The organism is Belliella kenyensis, assembly GCF_022549675.1.
GTDB lineage: Bacteria > Bacteroidota > Bacteroidia > Cytophagales > Cyclobacteriaceae > Belliella > Belliella kenyensis.
Map to the genome: position 1 here is coordinate 138815 of NZ_JAKZGR010000005.1, position 14990 is coordinate 153804.

General features: G+C 37.0%; 18 protein-coding genes. 12 read left to right on the plus strand and 6 right to left on the minus strand.

Features of this window, described 5'->3' with window-relative positions; genetic code table 11:
- Window positions 1-85 precede the first annotated feature (85 nt).
- From MM214_RS06875 to MM214_RS06885, 3 genes are all read left to right on the plus strand, one after another.
- Window positions 86-736: a TatD family hydrolase gene (locus MM214_RS06875; protein WP_241293643.1), complete on the plus strand. Its 651-nt coding sequence runs from the start codon at window positions 86-88 to the stop codon at window positions 734-736.
- The gene (locus MM214_RS06880; protein ID WP_241293646.1) at window positions 729-1454 is read left to right on the plus strand and encodes a tRNA threonylcarbamoyladenosine dehydratase; all 726 of its coding nucleotides are present in this window, start codon (window positions 729-731) and stop codon (window positions 1452-1454) included. Before MM214_RS06875 ends, MM214_RS06880 begins: the two co-directional genes overlap by 8 nt.
- 131 nt (window positions 1455-1585) lie before the next feature.
- Entirely contained in the window at window positions 1586-4444 is a 2859-nt protein-coding gene (locus MM214_RS06885) for an outer membrane beta-barrel protein (protein WP_241293649.1), read from the plus strand.
- 392 nt (window positions 4445-4836) lie between these two features.
- On the opposite strand, the gene MM214_RS06890 is transcribed toward MM214_RS06885, so the two are convergent.
- The gene (locus tag MM214_RS06890; protein WP_241293652.1) at window positions 4837-5406 is read right to left on the minus strand and encodes a fasciclin domain-containing protein; all 570 of its coding nucleotides are present in this window, start codon (window positions 5404-5406) and stop codon (window positions 4837-4839) included.
- A 133-nt stretch (window positions 5407-5539) separates the two neighbouring features.
- On the minus strand, window positions 5540-5920 hold the full coding sequence (locus tag MM214_RS06895) for a hypothetical protein (protein WP_241293654.1): 381 nt from the start codon (window positions 5918-5920) through the stop codon (window positions 5540-5542).
- Window positions 5921-5999: 79 nt separating this feature from the next.
- Between MM214_RS06895 and MM214_RS06900 the strand changes: the two genes are divergently transcribed.
- Window positions 6000-6335 (plus strand): tRNA-binding protein, encoded by a 336-nt coding sequence (locus MM214_RS06900; RefSeq protein ID WP_241293657.1) that lies wholly within the window; start codon window positions 6000-6002, stop codon window positions 6333-6335.
- On the opposite strand, the gene MM214_RS06905 is transcribed toward MM214_RS06900, so the two are convergent.
- Window positions 6329-6655 (minus strand): Rieske (2Fe-2S) protein, encoded by a 327-nt coding sequence (locus MM214_RS06905; RefSeq protein ID WP_241293660.1) that lies wholly within the window; start codon window positions 6653-6655, stop codon window positions 6329-6331. The genes MM214_RS06900 and MM214_RS06905 overlap by 7 nt on opposite strands.
- A 53-nt stretch (window positions 6656-6708) precedes the next feature.
- Between MM214_RS06905 and MM214_RS06910 the strand changes: the two genes are divergently transcribed.
- A complete protein-coding gene (locus MM214_RS06910) occupies window positions 6709-7455 on the plus strand; it encodes a hypothetical protein (protein WP_241293663.1) in 747 nt (248 codons plus the stop codon).
- A 13-nt stretch (window positions 7456-7468) separates the two neighbouring features.
- Here MM214_RS06910 and MM214_RS06915 read toward each other — a convergent pair whose 3' ends face one another.
- The 3 genes from MM214_RS06915 to MM214_RS06925 are packed head-to-tail and all read right to left on the minus strand — an operon-like array spanning window position 7469 to window position 8834.
- Complete coding sequence (locus MM214_RS06915; RefSeq protein WP_241293665.1) at window positions 7469-8059, minus strand: DNA-3-methyladenine glycosylase I; 591 nt, start codon at window positions 8057-8059, stop codon at window positions 7469-7471.
- Between the two features lie 6 nt (window positions 8060-8065).
- On the minus strand, window positions 8066-8530 hold the full coding sequence (locus MM214_RS06920) for a TspO/MBR family protein (RefSeq protein WP_241293667.1): 465 nt from the start codon (window positions 8528-8530) through the stop codon (window positions 8066-8068).
- 1 nt (window position 8531) lies between these two features.
- Window positions 8532-8834: a DUF4286 family protein gene (locus MM214_RS06925; protein ID WP_241293670.1), complete on the minus strand. Its 303-nt coding sequence runs from the start codon at window positions 8832-8834 to the stop codon at window positions 8532-8534.
- 102 nt (window positions 8835-8936) lie between these two features.
- On the opposite strand from MM214_RS06925, the gene MM214_RS06930 reads away from it, so the two are divergent.
- The 7 genes from MM214_RS06930 (at window position 8937) to MM214_RS06960 (ending at window position 14985) form a co-directional block, all read left to right on the plus strand.
- Window positions 8937-9605: a carotenoid biosynthesis protein gene (locus MM214_RS06930; protein WP_241293673.1), complete on the plus strand. Its 669-nt coding sequence runs from the start codon at window positions 8937-8939 to the stop codon at window positions 9603-9605.
- A gap of 43 nt (window positions 9606-9648) precedes the next feature.
- Window positions 9649-10083 (plus strand): sterol desaturase family protein, encoded by a 435-nt coding sequence (locus MM214_RS06935; protein ID WP_241293676.1) that lies wholly within the window; start codon window positions 9649-9651, stop codon window positions 10081-10083.
- Window positions 10084-10989 carry a MerR family transcriptional regulator gene (locus MM214_RS06940; RefSeq protein WP_241293679.1) on the plus strand — a complete coding sequence of 302 codons (906 nt, stop codon included), beginning with the start codon at window positions 10084-10086 and terminating at the stop codon, window positions 10987-10989. It begins immediately after the preceding gene.
- A 216-nt stretch (window positions 10990-11205) separates the two neighbouring features.
- Window positions 11206-11718 (plus strand): RNA polymerase sigma factor, encoded by a 513-nt coding sequence (locus tag MM214_RS06945; RefSeq protein WP_241293681.1) that lies wholly within the window; start codon window positions 11206-11208, stop codon window positions 11716-11718.
- 5 nt (window positions 11719-11723) lie between these two features.
- Window positions 11724-13205 (plus strand): phytoene desaturase family protein, encoded by a 1482-nt coding sequence (locus MM214_RS06950; protein WP_241293683.1) that lies wholly within the window; start codon window positions 11724-11726, stop codon window positions 13203-13205.
- Between the two features lie 22 nt (window positions 13206-13227).
- The gene (locus MM214_RS06955) at window positions 13228-14070 is read left to right on the plus strand and encodes a phytoene/squalene synthase family protein (protein WP_241293971.1); all 843 of its coding nucleotides are present in this window, start codon (window positions 13228-13230) and stop codon (window positions 14068-14070) included.
- A 69-nt stretch (window positions 14071-14139) separates the two neighbouring features.
- Window positions 14140-14985, plus strand: a complete 846-nt coding sequence (locus MM214_RS06960; RefSeq protein WP_241293686.1) for a 4-hydroxy-3-methylbut-2-enyl diphosphate reductase — start codon at window positions 14140-14142, stop codon at window positions 14983-14985.
- Window positions 14986-14990: the final 5 nt, after the last annotated feature.

Consider the following 14990-nt stretch of genomic DNA (forward strand, 5'->3'; position numbering starts at 1 on the left):
TATCGCTAGATGTAGGATAAATATTCAAAATTATCCAAGACTTACTATCCTTTGAAAGTAAATAACAATATTTGCCACAAATCTGATGAAATATTTAGACATCCATACACACCACAGGAGACACAACTTATCTATATATCAATGTGAAAATATTAGTCAGAAAAATAGTGGATGGTACTCTGTAGGAATACATCCATGGCATGTAAATGAAAATTGGAAAGAAATATTCCATAAAATTTCCACATTGTCTTCAGATAGTAACCTAGTAGCTATCGGAGAGTGTGGTTTCGATTTGATCAGGGGATTTGGAAATTATGAGATTCAGTATCAAGCTTTCAAAGCACAGCTAGAGCTGGCTCATTCTTTGGATTTACCAGTGATTATGCATCAAGTAAAAGGCTTGCATTTGCTACAGCGTGTGCTTAAGGAATTGAACCATACCCCAACCATCATTTGGCATGGTTACAATTCGAAACCAGAATTTTTGGAGCTTTTTCATGACTTTCCAATGTATTTTTCTTTTGGTTCAGCCATCTTTAGAGAAAAATCATCAGCACTCAAGAGCCTGAAAATGATGACATTAGATCGGGTGTTTTTTGAGACAGATAATGATGGATTAAAAATAGATGAAGTTTTTGAGAGAGCTTCATTAATTTTGCAGCTTCCTGAAGTAGTTTTAGCAGATCAGGTTATTAACAATTGGAATAGGATATCAAAGAATAAAATAGATGGATAATTTGGCTTGGCTTTCTCGTACAGAACTGATAGTAGGCAGAGAAGGGTTAGAAAAACTAGCTAAGAAGCATGTACTAGTCGTAGGCTTGGGTGGAGTTGGGTCTTTTGCTGCTGAGTTTATTTGTAGAAGTGGTATCGGAGAACTGACTATCATAGATGGAGATTCTGTAGATGTAAGCAATTGTAACAGGCAGCTTCCAGCTACTCAAAAAAACGTAGGGCAATCCAAGGCAGAATGGATGGAAGAACGCCTTCTAGCGATCAATCCTCAATTGAAGATCCATGTGATCAAGCAGTTTCTGAAACCCGGTGCTATGTTCAGGCTACTACAGGAGAATGAGTTTGACTATGTGGTCGATTGTATAGATAGCTTTTCTCCCAAGTTACATTTAATTGAAAGTGCCATTTTGAGAGGGTTTCCATTGGTAAGCTCAATGGGTGCTGGTGGTAAGGTAGATCCTACTCAGATCAGGATTGCAGACATATCCGAAACTTACAATTGCAAATTGGCGAAGCATGTCCGAAAGAGAATCAAAAACAAAGGTATTTCGACTGGGTTCAAAGCCGTATTCTCTACGGAGTTGTATAATAAGGATAGCCTAATGATGACCGATGGCACAAACTTTAAGAAATCCGCTTATGGAACAATGTCATTTTTGCCGGCAGCATTTGGATGCAGTTGTGCTTCTGTGGTCATCAACGACCTTTTAGCGAGTTAAAATTATAGCGTAAATTCAGCCTATTTTTTTGCCTTTCAAACTGTAATTTTTCCATTCAAAATTATTCGCGCTTAGGCTTTAAACTTTTTGGCATCTCGATAAGTCTAAGTGTCGATTTAAAGCCAAAACGAATGAAAATTATTTACAGTACGATTATTTTCTTATTGATAATGACAGCCTTATCTCTACAGGTGAGTGCACAACGTGGACAGGGTCAACAGGGTCAGAGACCTGATTTGAAGGTGAAGGGAAAAGTTGTAGAAGGCCCCAGTAAACTTCCTATGATTGGAGCAAATGTAATGATTAAAACCGTGGCTGATTCCATCTTGGTTTCTACAGTCACTGATATAGACGGGAATTTTGAATTGAGTAGACCTTGGATACCTACAGTTATTGTAGAGGTTTCATTTTTGGGTTTTGAAAAATTCAGCAAGGAACTTGGAATAAGAGATGGATTAGACCTTGGGATAATAGCACTCCGTGAAGATAGCAAGCTTCTTGGAGAAGTAGTGATAGAGGGACAGATCATTGTAGGAGAACAAAAAGGCGACACGACGTCATTCAATGCCAATGCATTCAAAACTAGAGAAAATGCTGATGCAGAAGACCTCATCAGAAAGCTTCCCGGAGTGACTATTCAAAATGGACAAGTACAAGCAAGAGGAGAGCAAGTGCAAAAGGTATTGGTAGATGGGAGAGAGTTTTTTGGAAATGACCCATTCCTAGCCATGAGAAATCTACCAGCAGACGTGATAGATCGAGTAGAAATCCTTGACCAAAGATCTGATCAATCAAGACTCACGGGTTTTGATGATGGAAACTATTCAAGAACGATCAATATCGTGACCAGAAGTGACCGAAGACAAGGAGTATTTGGAAGGGTATATGCTGGCTATGGTACTGATGATAGATATTCGGCTGGAGGAAGTATTAATCTTTTCAAAGGAGATCGAAGAATCTCTTTGGTTGGACTTTTTAATAATATCAATCAGCAGAATTTTTCTCAAGAAGATCTTGGTAGCTCAGGCGGAGGTGGTGGAAGGCCCGGTGGTGGAAGAGGAGGTGCTCCCAACTTCGGTGGTGGTCAAGACAATGGAATCATCACTACCAATAGTATGGGGGTAAATTATTCAGATAAGTGGGGATCAAAAACAAATGTGACTGGAAGCTACTTCTATAGCAGATCTAGAAACAACCTAAGCAGTTTCACTAATAGAGAAATTCTTCTAACTGAATCAAATAGTCAGTTTTATTCCGAAGATTTGATCAACACAGTCGAATCAGGGAATCATCGAGCCAATGCGAGAATTGAATATGATATCAATCCGAAAAATGCAATAATCATTTCGCCAAGCTTGAATTATACCACAAACAATACTTTCTCTGATAGAGATGCACTTACAGTGAACAACCTTCTTGCCCCTTTGAGTAGCACCAGATCAATCTCAGACTCAGAGTCGTCAAGCTACAACTTTTCAAACAATCTAGTATATAGATATAAATTCGAAAAGCAAGGAAGAACCCTATCGACGACATTATTTACAGCAATCAACAATAGAGATTCTTACTCCACTTTGCTTGCAGAAAACAGGGACTTCATTAGAAATATAGGCGATACGATCAATCAGGAGACCTTTGGGCTAACAGAGGGCTTCAATTATAGAGCAAATGTGCAGTGGACAGAGCCATTGAAATCCAATAGTCTACTAACATTCTCCTATCAAGTAGCCAACAACAAATCCTCAGCTGATCAGCAGACTTTTAACATTATTCCAGAATTAAATCTAGTGGCATTAGATACTTCATTGAGCAACGTCTTTGATAATAGATTCTTGGTTCAGAGCCCTAGTATAGGATATAGGTACAATTATAAAAACTGGAACTTGAATGCAAACTTAGATTATCAATATGCTCAGCAGGACAATGAGGCACTATTTCCTCAAGAAAGAGTGTTCAATAGGACCTTTAGCAATTTCTTACCAGGTATCAATTTGAACTATCGAAACTCAGAAAAAGGAACCACATTCAGAATGAGGTATAGAACCTCCACACAAGAGCCCTCAGTCAATCAGTTGCAAAATGTCATCAATAATTCTAACCCGTTAAATCTAAGCGTAGGTAACCCCAATTTAGGTCAGTCTTTCAATCACAACCTTTTTGTAAATGTTGGAAAATTAAACTTGGAAAAATCTAGAACTCTCTTCGTGTTTGCTTTCGCTTCATTGACAGAGAATTTCATTGGAAATTCAACCTTTGTCACTCAAGTAGATACCCTTATCAATGATGAAGTTCTGCTAAGACCAGGAGGACAATTGAGTAGACCAGAAAACCTTAAGGGAAGATTTAATGGAAGAATCTTTGCAACATACGGTGCCCCAATAAAAGCAATCAAATCTCAGTTTAATTCTAACTCTTCCATATCTTTCAACAGGACTCCAGGAATTATCAATGGCCAAAAAAACCTAAATGATAACATCGATCTAAGCCAAGGCCTTACGTTGACCTCTAATATCAGTAAGGATTTTGATTTCACATTATCTTCCACAGGGACGTATACTATTGTCAACTCTTCACTACAGACTAGCTTGAACAATAACTATTACGTCCAAAACTCAAATATTAGGCTTTATTATTCACCAAATAATGGTAAGCTTTTTGTTTCCAATGTCGTGAACAATGCTTTGTACAGAGGGCTTTCAGCAGGACTAGATCAATCGGTTTGGCTATGGAACATCGAGAGTGGTTATAGATTCTTGAAAGACAATAAAGGTGAGGTTAAGATAACTGTCTTTGATTTGCTGGGACAAAACAATGCTATTGCTAGAACGATCAATGATGTGTCTATCACAGATACCTTTACTAGAGTACTTACTAGATATGCCTTATTAACATTTACTTATCATATTGGTAGCTTCAAGCAGCCCGAGCGAAATCAATCTCAGCAAGGTGGACCAGGCATGAGAATGATGCAAGGTGGTCGAAGTTGGTAATCAAAAAAAGATAAAATACATTCTCGCGAAGGTTCAAGAAACTCATTCAATCAAAGAGACTGGAAGATTTAGTCACAAATGAATACTGAATCTGAGCTGAAGGGTAAGTTATTTGTGGCTATAGAACCTAAAAAAGTTTCTTATTTCTTTGACTCACTACTCCAAACATAATAGTGGATCATTAAAAATTTGATTATCCATTTTTATTCAAGAAGAAGTAATTCATTCAAATAATTGATTACTTCAGGATTAGTATCAGTTAAAATCTGAATATTGAAAAGCCCTATAATGACTTGGTTACTAGTATCTTTGCGGATATACATTAATAAAAAAGCTGTGGATTTAGTTATCCACAGCTTTTTTTCTGCATGATTATCAATCAAACTTATAGATTACTCTGATCTAGGCATTACCACAGTATCGATAGAGTGAATCACTCCATTGGACTGATATACATCTGCGATCGTAACCTTAGACTTGTTTCCATTTTCATCTGAGATATAAAGATCCTTACCTTGCATCCAAGCGGTCAATTTACCGCCCTGAACTGTAGTAAGCGTAGCTTTTCCATTGCCTTTTTTGATTGCCTCTGCGATTTCTTTAGAGCCCATTTTACCAGCTACCACATGATAAGTCAATATAGAGGTTAATGTTGCTTTATTTTCAGGTTGAACTAGCGTTTCAACAGTGCCAGAGGGTAATTTTTCAAATGCTGCATTGTCCGGCGCAAAAACAGTAAAAGGACCAGGAGTTTGGAGAGTTTCCACTAGGCCAGCAGCTTTTACAGCAGCTACTAGGGTCGTGTGATCTTTTGAGTTTACTGCATTTTCGACAATGTTTTTGGACGGATACATTGGAGCTCCTCCCACAGTTACTGTTTTTTCTTTTTGAGCAAAAGATTCAGAAGTGAACATCGCCAAAATAGCGAACAAGGCTAGAGAAAGTGATTTGATAGTTTTCATAATGGTTTGAATTTTTATTTTAGATGAAAGCAAATACGCAGGCATAGTTAAGACTGGATTATCTTCACTATAAAAAAATAAAGGCTAGCCCTGATGAGCTAGCCATATTTGTTTTAGGTTTATTGGTATTTGCTTAATTATCTTCCTTGAAGCGATCCACAATGTAGAGAAAAAGATTGAATGACAAAGTCGACATTCCTTCCTTTTTCAACTCCTTATCACTTCCTTGTTTGTATATGGGATTATCCTTTTTGACCACGTTTGTTCCAGAATGTCTACCATCCTTAAGCAAAATTTGATTATTTTGCTTACTGTTTAATTCATTTCTTGTCTCAGAATTATTGTACTCGGGATTTTCATATGAATAAACCACGTCGGAATTCTTAGGAAAATCTTGCATTGTTCTCTCTTTATCATTTTGGGCAAATAAATCGTTTGCACCAAAAGAACAAAATAAAATTACGAACAATATGCCTTTAACTTGTGCTGAGGAAATATAATTCTGAGCTGACATTGTAGTTAATTCTTCAATGGATTTAAATAACTGTCAATTAGACACTAAGGTCAGTAAAAATAGAAAAATTAAAAATGTTATGCAAACGATTGAGATTATTGATTTTCAAAAAGTTGATATAAGAATTGGAACTATCATCGAAGTCAAAGAATTTGATAAAGCCAAAAATCCTTCATACAAACTATGGATAGACCTAGGAAGCCTTGGAATCAAAAAATCATCTGCGCAGATTACATCACTTTATTTGCCCGAAGAATTGATCGGCAAGCAAGTGATTTGTGTCTGTAACTTCAGACCCCGACAAATTGCAGATTTTATGTCAGAGGTATTGGTGACGGGTTTTGATCAAGAAAAAGGAAAAGTAGCTTTAGCCACAGTAGACTTACCTGTGCCAAATGGCACGAGACTTCACTGAGGAAGCTGTATCAGCAATCCGCTAGAAGTCAATTCTGCTTTATAGACCAGCAATGATTCACAACTTCCTGCCCTGACTTCTCCTGTATTGAGGTCAAACCTATATTGATGGAGCGGGCAAACGACCTCTTCAAAATTAGTTACAAAACCTTCATTCAGAGATGCCATTCGATGAGGGCAAAGCTTCTGAAAAGCATAAAACTTCTTACCGATTCTGCTAACGCAGACTTGGTTAGACCCAACACTTACAAGCTTGATACGTTTATCAGGAATAAGCTCTAGTACTTGTTGATCAGAATTCCCTAGCGTGAAAGTTTTCATTTTGATTGATTTTATTGATAAATTAGAAACATAAAACTAACCATACTTATACCATGAAAAAAATATTTGTACTACCATTACTTTTGCTATCCAACTTCCTATTTGCACAGCAAATAGAAGGATCATGGCGAATGACGCATCAAAACGGAAAAAAAATAGATAACAAAGAGGTAGTGAAAATATACCAGGATGGCTATTTTTCATTTGGGTCTAAAGATTCTGATTCAAACAAGTTCTTGGGAGCTGGTGGAGGAGAATATTCATTGAGAGATAATTACTACACAGAAACCTACGACTTCTATACTGAAAATGAAGAGGTTATTGGATCAAAGGTTGAATTTTCACTCGATATAGTAGATAGTAAATTGGTGATTTCTACAGAAAAAGGTGGATCCGCACATGTAGAAATATGGGAGAAAATCAGCGACTCAAAAGACGATCTCACTAGAAACTGGGTGATAACGGGTAGAAAGACGGATGAAAATATAAGTAGATCTACTCCAGGGGCTAGAAGAACCATAAAAATTCTGAGCGGAGGCCGATTTCAATGGGTAGCATTCAATTCCGAAACAAAGCAATTTTCTGGAACAGGAGGCGGTACTTATTCAGCAGAGAACGGTAAATATGTAGAAAAAATTGAATTTTTCTCCAGAGATGACAGCAGAGTTGGCACCAGCTTATCTTTCGATTTCGAAGTAATAGATGGGGAGTGGCATCACAGTGGCATGAGCTCAGCTGGTAATCCTATCTACGAGATCTGGACTAAGTATAGTGATGGATACAAAAAGCCTGCGAATTAAGCAGGCTTTGTCTTTACTTAGCAAGAAGTTTTACTTCTTCATACCTAAAGCAACTCGTGAGGTGGTCATTGACCAAACCAGTAGCTTGCATATGTGCATAGAGAGTGGTACTTCCTAAAAACTTGAAGCCTCTTTTTTTCATATCCTTGGCCAATTTGTCCGATTCCTGACTTGTGGCGGGGGCATTTTTCATATTGGGAAGAGCATTATCGATAACTTTTCCATCTACAAAATCCCAAATATAATCCGTAAAACTCCCAAACTGAGATTGTACTTCCATGAACCTTTTGGCGTTATTGACAGCAGCATTGATTTTCAATTTGTTTCTGATAATGTCTGGATTGGAAAGTAACTCTGTCAGGTAAGATTCAGGAAAATCAGCAACAATTTTGTAATCAAAATCAGCAAAAGCTTTTCGATATCCTTCTCGCTTCTTCAAAATCGTAGCCCAGCTCAATCCTGCTTGAGCACTTTCCAGGACAAGAAACTCAAAATGAATATTATCTTCATAGACAGGCACACCCCATTCTTCATCATGGTAATCAATGTATTGTTGAAAGCCCATGCACCAAGGGCATCTCATTTTATCTACTCCATTTTCCATAATTACTTAATTGAGGTACCAGATGGATATATTAAGAAGCGAAGCAAAAGTGACCCAAAGAAAATAGGGGACCATCATGTAAGAAGCCGTAGCAGAGATAGGCTTGAATAGTCTTATACAAATCAATATGAAAACCCATAATGGTAAGATAACTAACAAGCCTAACAGTGGAGACTCCAGACCAAAGAAAGCTGGAGACCAAAAGAAGTTTAGGATCATCTGAATAGCGAAGGCCTTTATAGCTAAGCGCTTTGATGGGTGATCGCTAGTCCAGAGAATATACAAAACGACCCCAATCATCAGGTACAATACTGTCCAAACTGGAGCAAAAAGCCATGATGGAGGATTGAATGAGGGCTTCTCCAAGGTGGCATACCAGCTATTTACAGAAGACGCTGTAGACAGTGATCCAACAAATCCCGCCAGAAGGGGAATTGACAATGAAATGATAAAAATTTGCCATTTTTTCATATTAGACCTCTTCTAGCAATGTAATAAATATAGCAAGCTTTTTCGGAAATTTCTGTTGAACTATCGCATTGTGCTTGTCAAAATATTCATGCTGATAACTCATGACCTGATGCATATCTTTGGCAAAATATTGTACTGAATAATTTGATCCCGTATCCTCAGAGTCATGCATTATTTTAAAAAATTTGTTTTCGTGGAACATGCCTGTTGAAAGAACTTCAGGAATATGAGTGGATTTCATCCATTGAAGCCATTCATCTTCTACATCTCTTTCTACATTGACAGTAATATTATATAGTATCATCCGGTTTTAATTTTAAATTTGCACAAATTTATCAACAATAATTGGTTCGGCTAGTTAATCTGGCGATAAACAAGACAAAGATCTTGTTTGAATCTTACATACATGAATACAAATCAATCAACTTCAATTTGGTTCAGATTAAAAAAGGACCGTATATTTTTATTTAAGTTAGTAATTACGATTTTTCATCTCGTGGGTGTAGTTGGTATGAATTCCTTGGCATTGAGACCATATTTTCAATTATTGACGCCATTTCATTTGTTGCTCTGTACTGGACTTCTCTTTGTTTTTCATACAAGTTGGAACAGCAACTTTCTTTGGTTTGTAATTTTGGCTTACGGCTTGGGATTCGGATCAGAAGTGATGGGAGTACATACTGGATTTCCATTTGGAAATTATGCCTACAGCAATGTGCTTGGTTTAAAATTATTCGATACCCCATTGATGATTGGCGTAAATTGGCTTTTGTTAGTATATCTATCTGGAGGAGTGATTTATAGTTTGATCAAAAATGATTTTGTAGCATCCATCGTAGGGGCTATACTGTTGGTAATTCTGGACTTTTTGATAGAGCCAGTGGCCATCAAATTGGATTTTTGGACTTGGCAAGATGGAATAATTCCTCTAAGAAACTATTTGGGATGGTTTGGGGTCGGATTTATTATTCATTTGATTTACAGAAAGCTTCCGTTTACAAAATCAAACCCCCTATCGCTGTATTTATTGATCAATTTGGCTATTTTTTTTATTTTGCTAAATATTTTGCTTTAAAAATAGGATCGATAAACAAATATTGATTAAAAAAGTTATTGATATGATGAATGCTATTCTATTTACCATATTAGGATTTGGATTGATGGAATTTTCCGGATGGTTTATTCACAAATACATCATGCATGGTCCATTATGGAGTATTCACAAAACACATCATCAACCATCAAAGTCATTTTTTGAGTTGAATGATCTGTTTTCTTTGCTTTTCGGAAGTATAGCGATTATTTTGATAATCTTAGGCCTTCAGGCACTTGATTACAGGTTTTGGCTAGGTATCGGGATCAGCATCTACGGTATGAGCTATTTCATATTACATGATGTATTGATTCATAGAAGGCTCAAATGGTTTGATAGACCTGGGAATACTTTTTTGAAAGGTATTTTCAAGGCACATCAAGCACATCATGCCACCAATAAAAAGAAGGATGCTGTATCCTTTGGATTATTTATAGTACCCAAGAAATATTTTAAGTAAATGACTTTAAGTACCTACTCTATCAAAGACCTTGAACAACTTTCTGGTATCAAGGCACACACGCTTAGGATTTGGGAGCAGCGCTACAGTCTACTTTCTCCCAAGCGCACTGATACGAATATTAGATATTATGATGACAATGACTTGAAGCTCATCTTAAACGTGGCTTTACTGAACGACAATGGCTACAAAATCAGTAAGATTGCTAGCATGAGTCATGAAGAAATTAGAGAGGAGGTAGTGAAACTTACCGAGAGAACACTCACTCATGATGATCAGATACATGCTTTGACCATATCAATGATTGAACTTGATGAAGCAAGATTTGACAAAGTAGTATCTACAAATATTTTGAAAATTGGTTTTGAGCAGACTATGCTCAATATCATATACCCGTTTATGTCTAAGATAGGCGTGCTTTGGCAGACAGGATCAATCAATCCTGCACAAGAGCACTTTATCAGCAATTTGGTTAGACAAAAGCTCATTGTGGCTATAGATGGTCAGGTAGCTAAAAGTGGCGGAAAAAAATTCCTACTATACCTTCCAGAAGGAGAGTTGCATGAGATTTCACTACTTTTTGCGGCATATATCATAAAGCTGAAAGGGCACAGGGTGTTTTACCTAGGCCAAAGTACTCCAAGATCAGATTTACAAATAGTATATGATTTACATCGACCAGATTTTTTGGTAACTGTAATTACTACCGCTCCTAGTTCTGACCTAGTTGTAGACTACATCAATGATGTATCCAATAAATTTTCAGATGCTCAGATTATAATATCTGGCATGCAAGTAATTGGGCATGATTTTAGCTTCCCCGACAATGTTCGAGTTCTGAATTATATCAGAGACATCAAAGCTTACATTGAAGAAATAGAAAGCCCAGTACATTCCAACAATTAATTTAAAGTTTTTTGTAAAAAAAATTAAACAGATTGTCTTCTTACTTTTATTAAAAAATGTATGTATAGACAATTAAAATAGCCTTTTTATTAATTTTTTGAGGTTGTTAAAATTCTATCTTTGTTTTTGTTTAATATTTTTTTTAAAAAATTACACAAAGTGTTTTGTGTTTTGTTTAATCATTCATATATTTGATTCAACAAAAAAATAACACCCATGACAACTCTAGAATTCAGTTACTCGCTTAACAAGCTCTCCAGCTCATTGAAGCCATTTGCTTTGAAATTAACAAGAGATATGGATGATGCTAATGATTTGATGCAAGACACGATGGTAAAGGCTTTTACCAACAAAGACAAGTTTGCAGAAGGTACCAATTTGAAAGCTTGGTTGTATACGATTATGAAAAACACTTTTATTACCAACTACCAAAGAATGGTAAGACGAGGAACTTTTGTGGATACTACGGATAACCTTCACTACTTGAATTCTGGAGATGTATTGGTTGAAAACGGAGCTTATGGAGACTTTACCATGGACGATATCCAATTCGCTATTACAAAGCTTGAGGACGTCTATAAAGTGCCATTCATGATGCATTTTAGAGGATTCAAATATCATGAAATTGCAGATAAGCTTGAAATTCCAATTGGAACAGTAAAAAATCGAATTCATATTGCAAGGAAACTATTAAAAGACGATCTTCACATCTATAGACACAAAAACTAAACAAGATGTCAAAAAAGAAAGTGGTAGTGATTGGGTCTGGATTTGCAGGACTCTCTGCGGCTACACACCTTGCAGATCAAGGTTATGATGTGAATTTATTAGAGAAAAATAATACCCCCGGCGGAAGAGCTAGAAAGTTTGAAGCCGAGGGTTTTGTTTTTGATATGGGGCCTTCATGGTATTGGATGCCAGATGTATTTGAAGATTACTTCGCTCATTTTGGCAAAAAGCCCTCCGATTACTACAATTTGATCAGATTAGACCCATCATATACCGTAATCTATGGTGAAAATGACTTCATAGATATACCGGCAGATTTAGGAGAATTTAGGGCACTCTTAGAGACAATTGAGCCAGGGGTAGGTCCAAAATTTGATGAATTTCTCAAGCAGTCTGCATACAAATACGAAGTAGGAATCAAAGACCTCGTAAACAGACCAAGTAGATCATTGCTGGAATTTGCAAGCTTAAGTTTGTTGAAAGACATCATGAAAATGGATGTATTCCAATCTATGTCAAAGCATGTCAGGAAATATTTCACGGAAGACAAGATCATTAGGCTGATGGAATTCCCTGTTCTATTTTTAGGTGAAACTGCTGAAAACATCCCAGCATTATATTCATTGATGAATTATGCGGATATAGCTTTAGGAACATGGTATCCAGATGGAGGTATGCACAAAATCATTGAAGGCATGGTGAGCTTGGCTGAAGAAAAAGGTGTCAAGTTCCACTTTGGCGCAGAAGTGATCAGTATGAAAATGGAGGACGGACATGTAGTAGCTGTGAATACCAAAGATGGTAGAAATTTCAACTCAGATATCGTCATAGCCGGTGCCGATTACCACCATGTAGACCAACATATCATAGAACCAAAGTATAGGTCTTATAATCCAGAGTACTGGAACACAAGGGTGATGGCTCCAGGAAGTTTACTTTTCTATTTGGGAGTAAATAAAAAGCTACCCAACTTGAACCACCACAACCTGTTTTTCGATGAGCCACTAGGTCCTCATGCTGATGCAATCTATACCAATCCAAGATGGCCAGAAAAGCCACTCTTTTATGCTTCTGTACCATCAAAAACTGATGCTAGCGTGGCACCAGAAGGAAAAGAAAACTTGTTTTTACTCATTCCATTAGCTCCAGATTTGGATGATTCGGAAGAGATGAGAGAAAAGTACTACCATATGATCATGGATAGGCTAGAACGCCTTACAGGTGAAGAGATAAGAAGTCATGTGGTATATAAGCGCTCCTACGCTCACAGGGACTTCAAGCAAGATTATCATGCATTCAAGGGTAATGCATATGGCTTAGCAAACACACTTTATCAAACAGCCATCTTGAAGCCGTCATTGAAAAGCAAGAAAATTGACAACCTCTACTATACTGGACAGCTGACAGTACCAGGTCCGGGAGTGCCTCCTTCACTCATCTCAGGTCGAGTAGTAGCAAAAGAGGTGATAAAAGAAAACAATTTGTAAATAAAGTGGTATATTACCTATGATGAACGCAAAAGATCTTTTTGACTTGACTACATTGGAATGCAGCAGGTTGATAACCCAGAGGTACAGTACTAGTTTTACCCTAGGGATCAAAACCCTAGACAGTAAATATCACCTGCCTATATATGCCATTTATGGATTTGTCAGATACGCCGATGAGATCGTAGATACTTTTCATGATCATGATAAAAAAGCACTTTTAGAAGAATTTAAAAAAGACACTTATAAAGCTATAAAAGAAAAAATCAGCCTCAATCCAGTCTTACATGCTTTTCAAATAATAGTAAACCAATACCAAATAGAGCTGGAACTAATAGAGGCATTCCTTAGAAGCATGGAGATGGATCTAGACTTCAAAACTTACAATGATTCTAAGTATCATGAGTATATCTACGGATCAGCTGAAGTCGTAGGTCTGATGTGTCTTAGGGTATTTTGTGAAGGAGATGATGAGCAATACCAGATGCTAGAAGACCCTGCATGCAAACTTGGGTCAGCATTCCAAAAAGTGAACTTTCTTAGAGATATCAAAAGTGATTACGAGGAGAGAGGAAGGGTTTACTTTCCAGGAGTCAACTTTTTAGGGTTTGACAAATCAGCCAAGCAAATGATAGAAGAAGATATTCAAAGAGACTTTGATGATGCTCTTATTGGGATAAATCAGCTACCAACTGGTGCAAAAACAGGTGTAAAAGTAGCCTATTTATATTACCTCAAACTTTTTGAAAAAATAAAATCATTACCACCAGAGACGATAACAAGCACTCGAATCAGAATACCAAATACCAGAAAAATCTCCCTTCTTTTGAGCACATATTGTGGAATCAAACTGGGTTGGGCGTAAAAACACTGTTTTTTTAAGCCCCTATTACCGCTAAGTAAAACAAACTTGTCATTGTAAAGTTATAATCCCATGATGAACCTTCAAGTACATATAGACCAGCACTCTGGCTTTTGTTTCGGGGTAGTATATGCCATCGAAATGGCAGAAGAAATCCTCGAAGAGCAAGGCTACCTGTATTGCTTGGGTGATATTGTACACAATGACGAAGAGGTAAACCGACTATCAAACAAAGGGCTCAAAATCATCAATCACGATGAGCTAAAAAGCTTGAACAATGAAAAAATTTTGATCCGTGCTCATGGAGAACCACCTTCTACCTATGAGCTGGCCATCAAGAATAACCTTACCTTGATAGATGCAAGCTGTCCAGTAGTCTTGAAATTGCAAAATCGAATCAAAAATTCATTTGACAAAAATGAGTCTATATTTATTTATGGAAAACACGGCCACGCAGAAGTAGTTGGGCTATTAGGTCAGACTAATAACAAAGCCGTGGTGTTCCAAGATATCAATGAGCTGGATATCAATACGCTTCCCAAAAATCTCACCTTATACAGTCAAACGACCAAAAGCACAGATAAATTCTACGAAATCAATGAAATATTGAAAGACAACGGAATTACTGTAAATACAAATGACACCATTTGTAGACAAGTCTCTAATAGAGATAAGGAACTTAGGGCTTTTGCAGAAAAATTTGACAAAATTGTATTTGTGAGTGGAACCAAGTCGTCTAATGGAAAGGTTCTATACAATGTGTGTAAAGAGAAAAATCCCTACACCTATTTTGTTTCCAATGCTGAACAAGTGAATGCCTCATGGTTTTCTCCAAATGATACAGTAGGAATCTGTGGAGCAACTTCCACACCTATGTGGCTTATGGAACAAGTTAAAGCAAAATTGGATCAATTTTAATTCCA

Excerpts from the sequence above, each read along its gene's own strand:
- MM214_RS06895 (WP_241293654.1), bottom strand. The coding sequence starts at position 5,920 with ATGTCAGCTCAGAATTATATTTCCTCAGCACAAGTTAAAGGCATATTG.
- MM214_RS06905 (WP_241293660.1), bottom strand. The coding sequence starts at position 6,655 with ATGAAAACTTTCACGCTAGGGAATTCTGATCAACAAGTACTAGAGCTT.
- MM214_RS06960 (WP_241293686.1), top strand. The coding sequence starts at position 14,140 with ATGATGAACCTTCAAGTACATATAGACCAGCACTCTGGCTTTTGTTTC.
- MM214_RS06890 (WP_241293652.1), bottom strand. The coding sequence starts at position 5,406 with ATGAAAACTATCAAATCACTTTCTCTAGCCTTGTTCGCTATTTTGGCG.
- MM214_RS06875 (WP_241293643.1), top strand. The coding sequence starts at position 86 with ATGAAATATTTAGACATCCATACACACCACAGGAGACACAACTTATCT.
- MM214_RS06880 (WP_241293646.1), top strand. The coding sequence starts at position 729 with ATGGATAATTTGGCTTGGCTTTCTCGTACAGAACTGATAGTAGGCAGA.
- MM214_RS06915 (WP_241293665.1), bottom strand. The coding sequence starts at position 8,059 with ATGGAAAATGGAGTAGATAAAATGAGATGCCCTTGGTGCATGGGCTTT.
- MM214_RS06885 (WP_241293649.1), top strand. The coding sequence starts at position 1,586 with ATGAAAATTATTTACAGTACGATTATTTTCTTATTGATAATGACAGCC.
- MM214_RS06900 (WP_241293657.1), top strand. The coding sequence starts at position 6,000 with ATGCAAACGATTGAGATTATTGATTTTCAAAAAGTTGATATAAGAATT.
- MM214_RS06930 (WP_241293673.1), top strand. The coding sequence starts at position 8,937 with ATGAATACAAATCAATCAACTTCAATTTGGTTCAGATTAAAAAAGGAC.
- MM214_RS06940 (WP_241293679.1), top strand. The coding sequence starts at position 10,084 with ATGACTTTAAGTACCTACTCTATCAAAGACCTTGAACAACTTTCTGGT.
- MM214_RS06910 (WP_241293663.1), top strand. The coding sequence starts at position 6,709 with ATGAAAAAAATATTTGTACTACCATTACTTTTGCTATCCAACTTCCTA.
- MM214_RS06955 (WP_241293971.1), top strand. The coding sequence starts at position 13,228 with ATGAACGCAAAAGATCTTTTTGACTTGACTACATTGGAATGCAGCAGG.
- MM214_RS06925 (WP_241293670.1), bottom strand. The coding sequence starts at position 8,834 with ATGATACTATATAATATTACTGTCAATGTAGAAAGAGATGTAGAAGAT.
- MM214_RS06920 (WP_241293667.1), bottom strand. The coding sequence starts at position 8,530 with ATGAAAAAATGGCAAATTTTTATCATTTCATTGTCAATTCCCCTTCTG.
- MM214_RS06950 (WP_241293683.1), top strand. The coding sequence starts at position 11,724 with ATGTCAAAAAAGAAAGTGGTAGTGATTGGGTCTGGATTTGCAGGACTC.
- MM214_RS06935 (WP_241293676.1), top strand. The coding sequence starts at position 9,649 with ATGATGAATGCTATTCTATTTACCATATTAGGATTTGGATTGATGGAA.
- MM214_RS06945 (WP_241293681.1), top strand. The coding sequence starts at position 11,206 with ATGACAACTCTAGAATTCAGTTACTCGCTTAACAAGCTCTCCAGCTCA.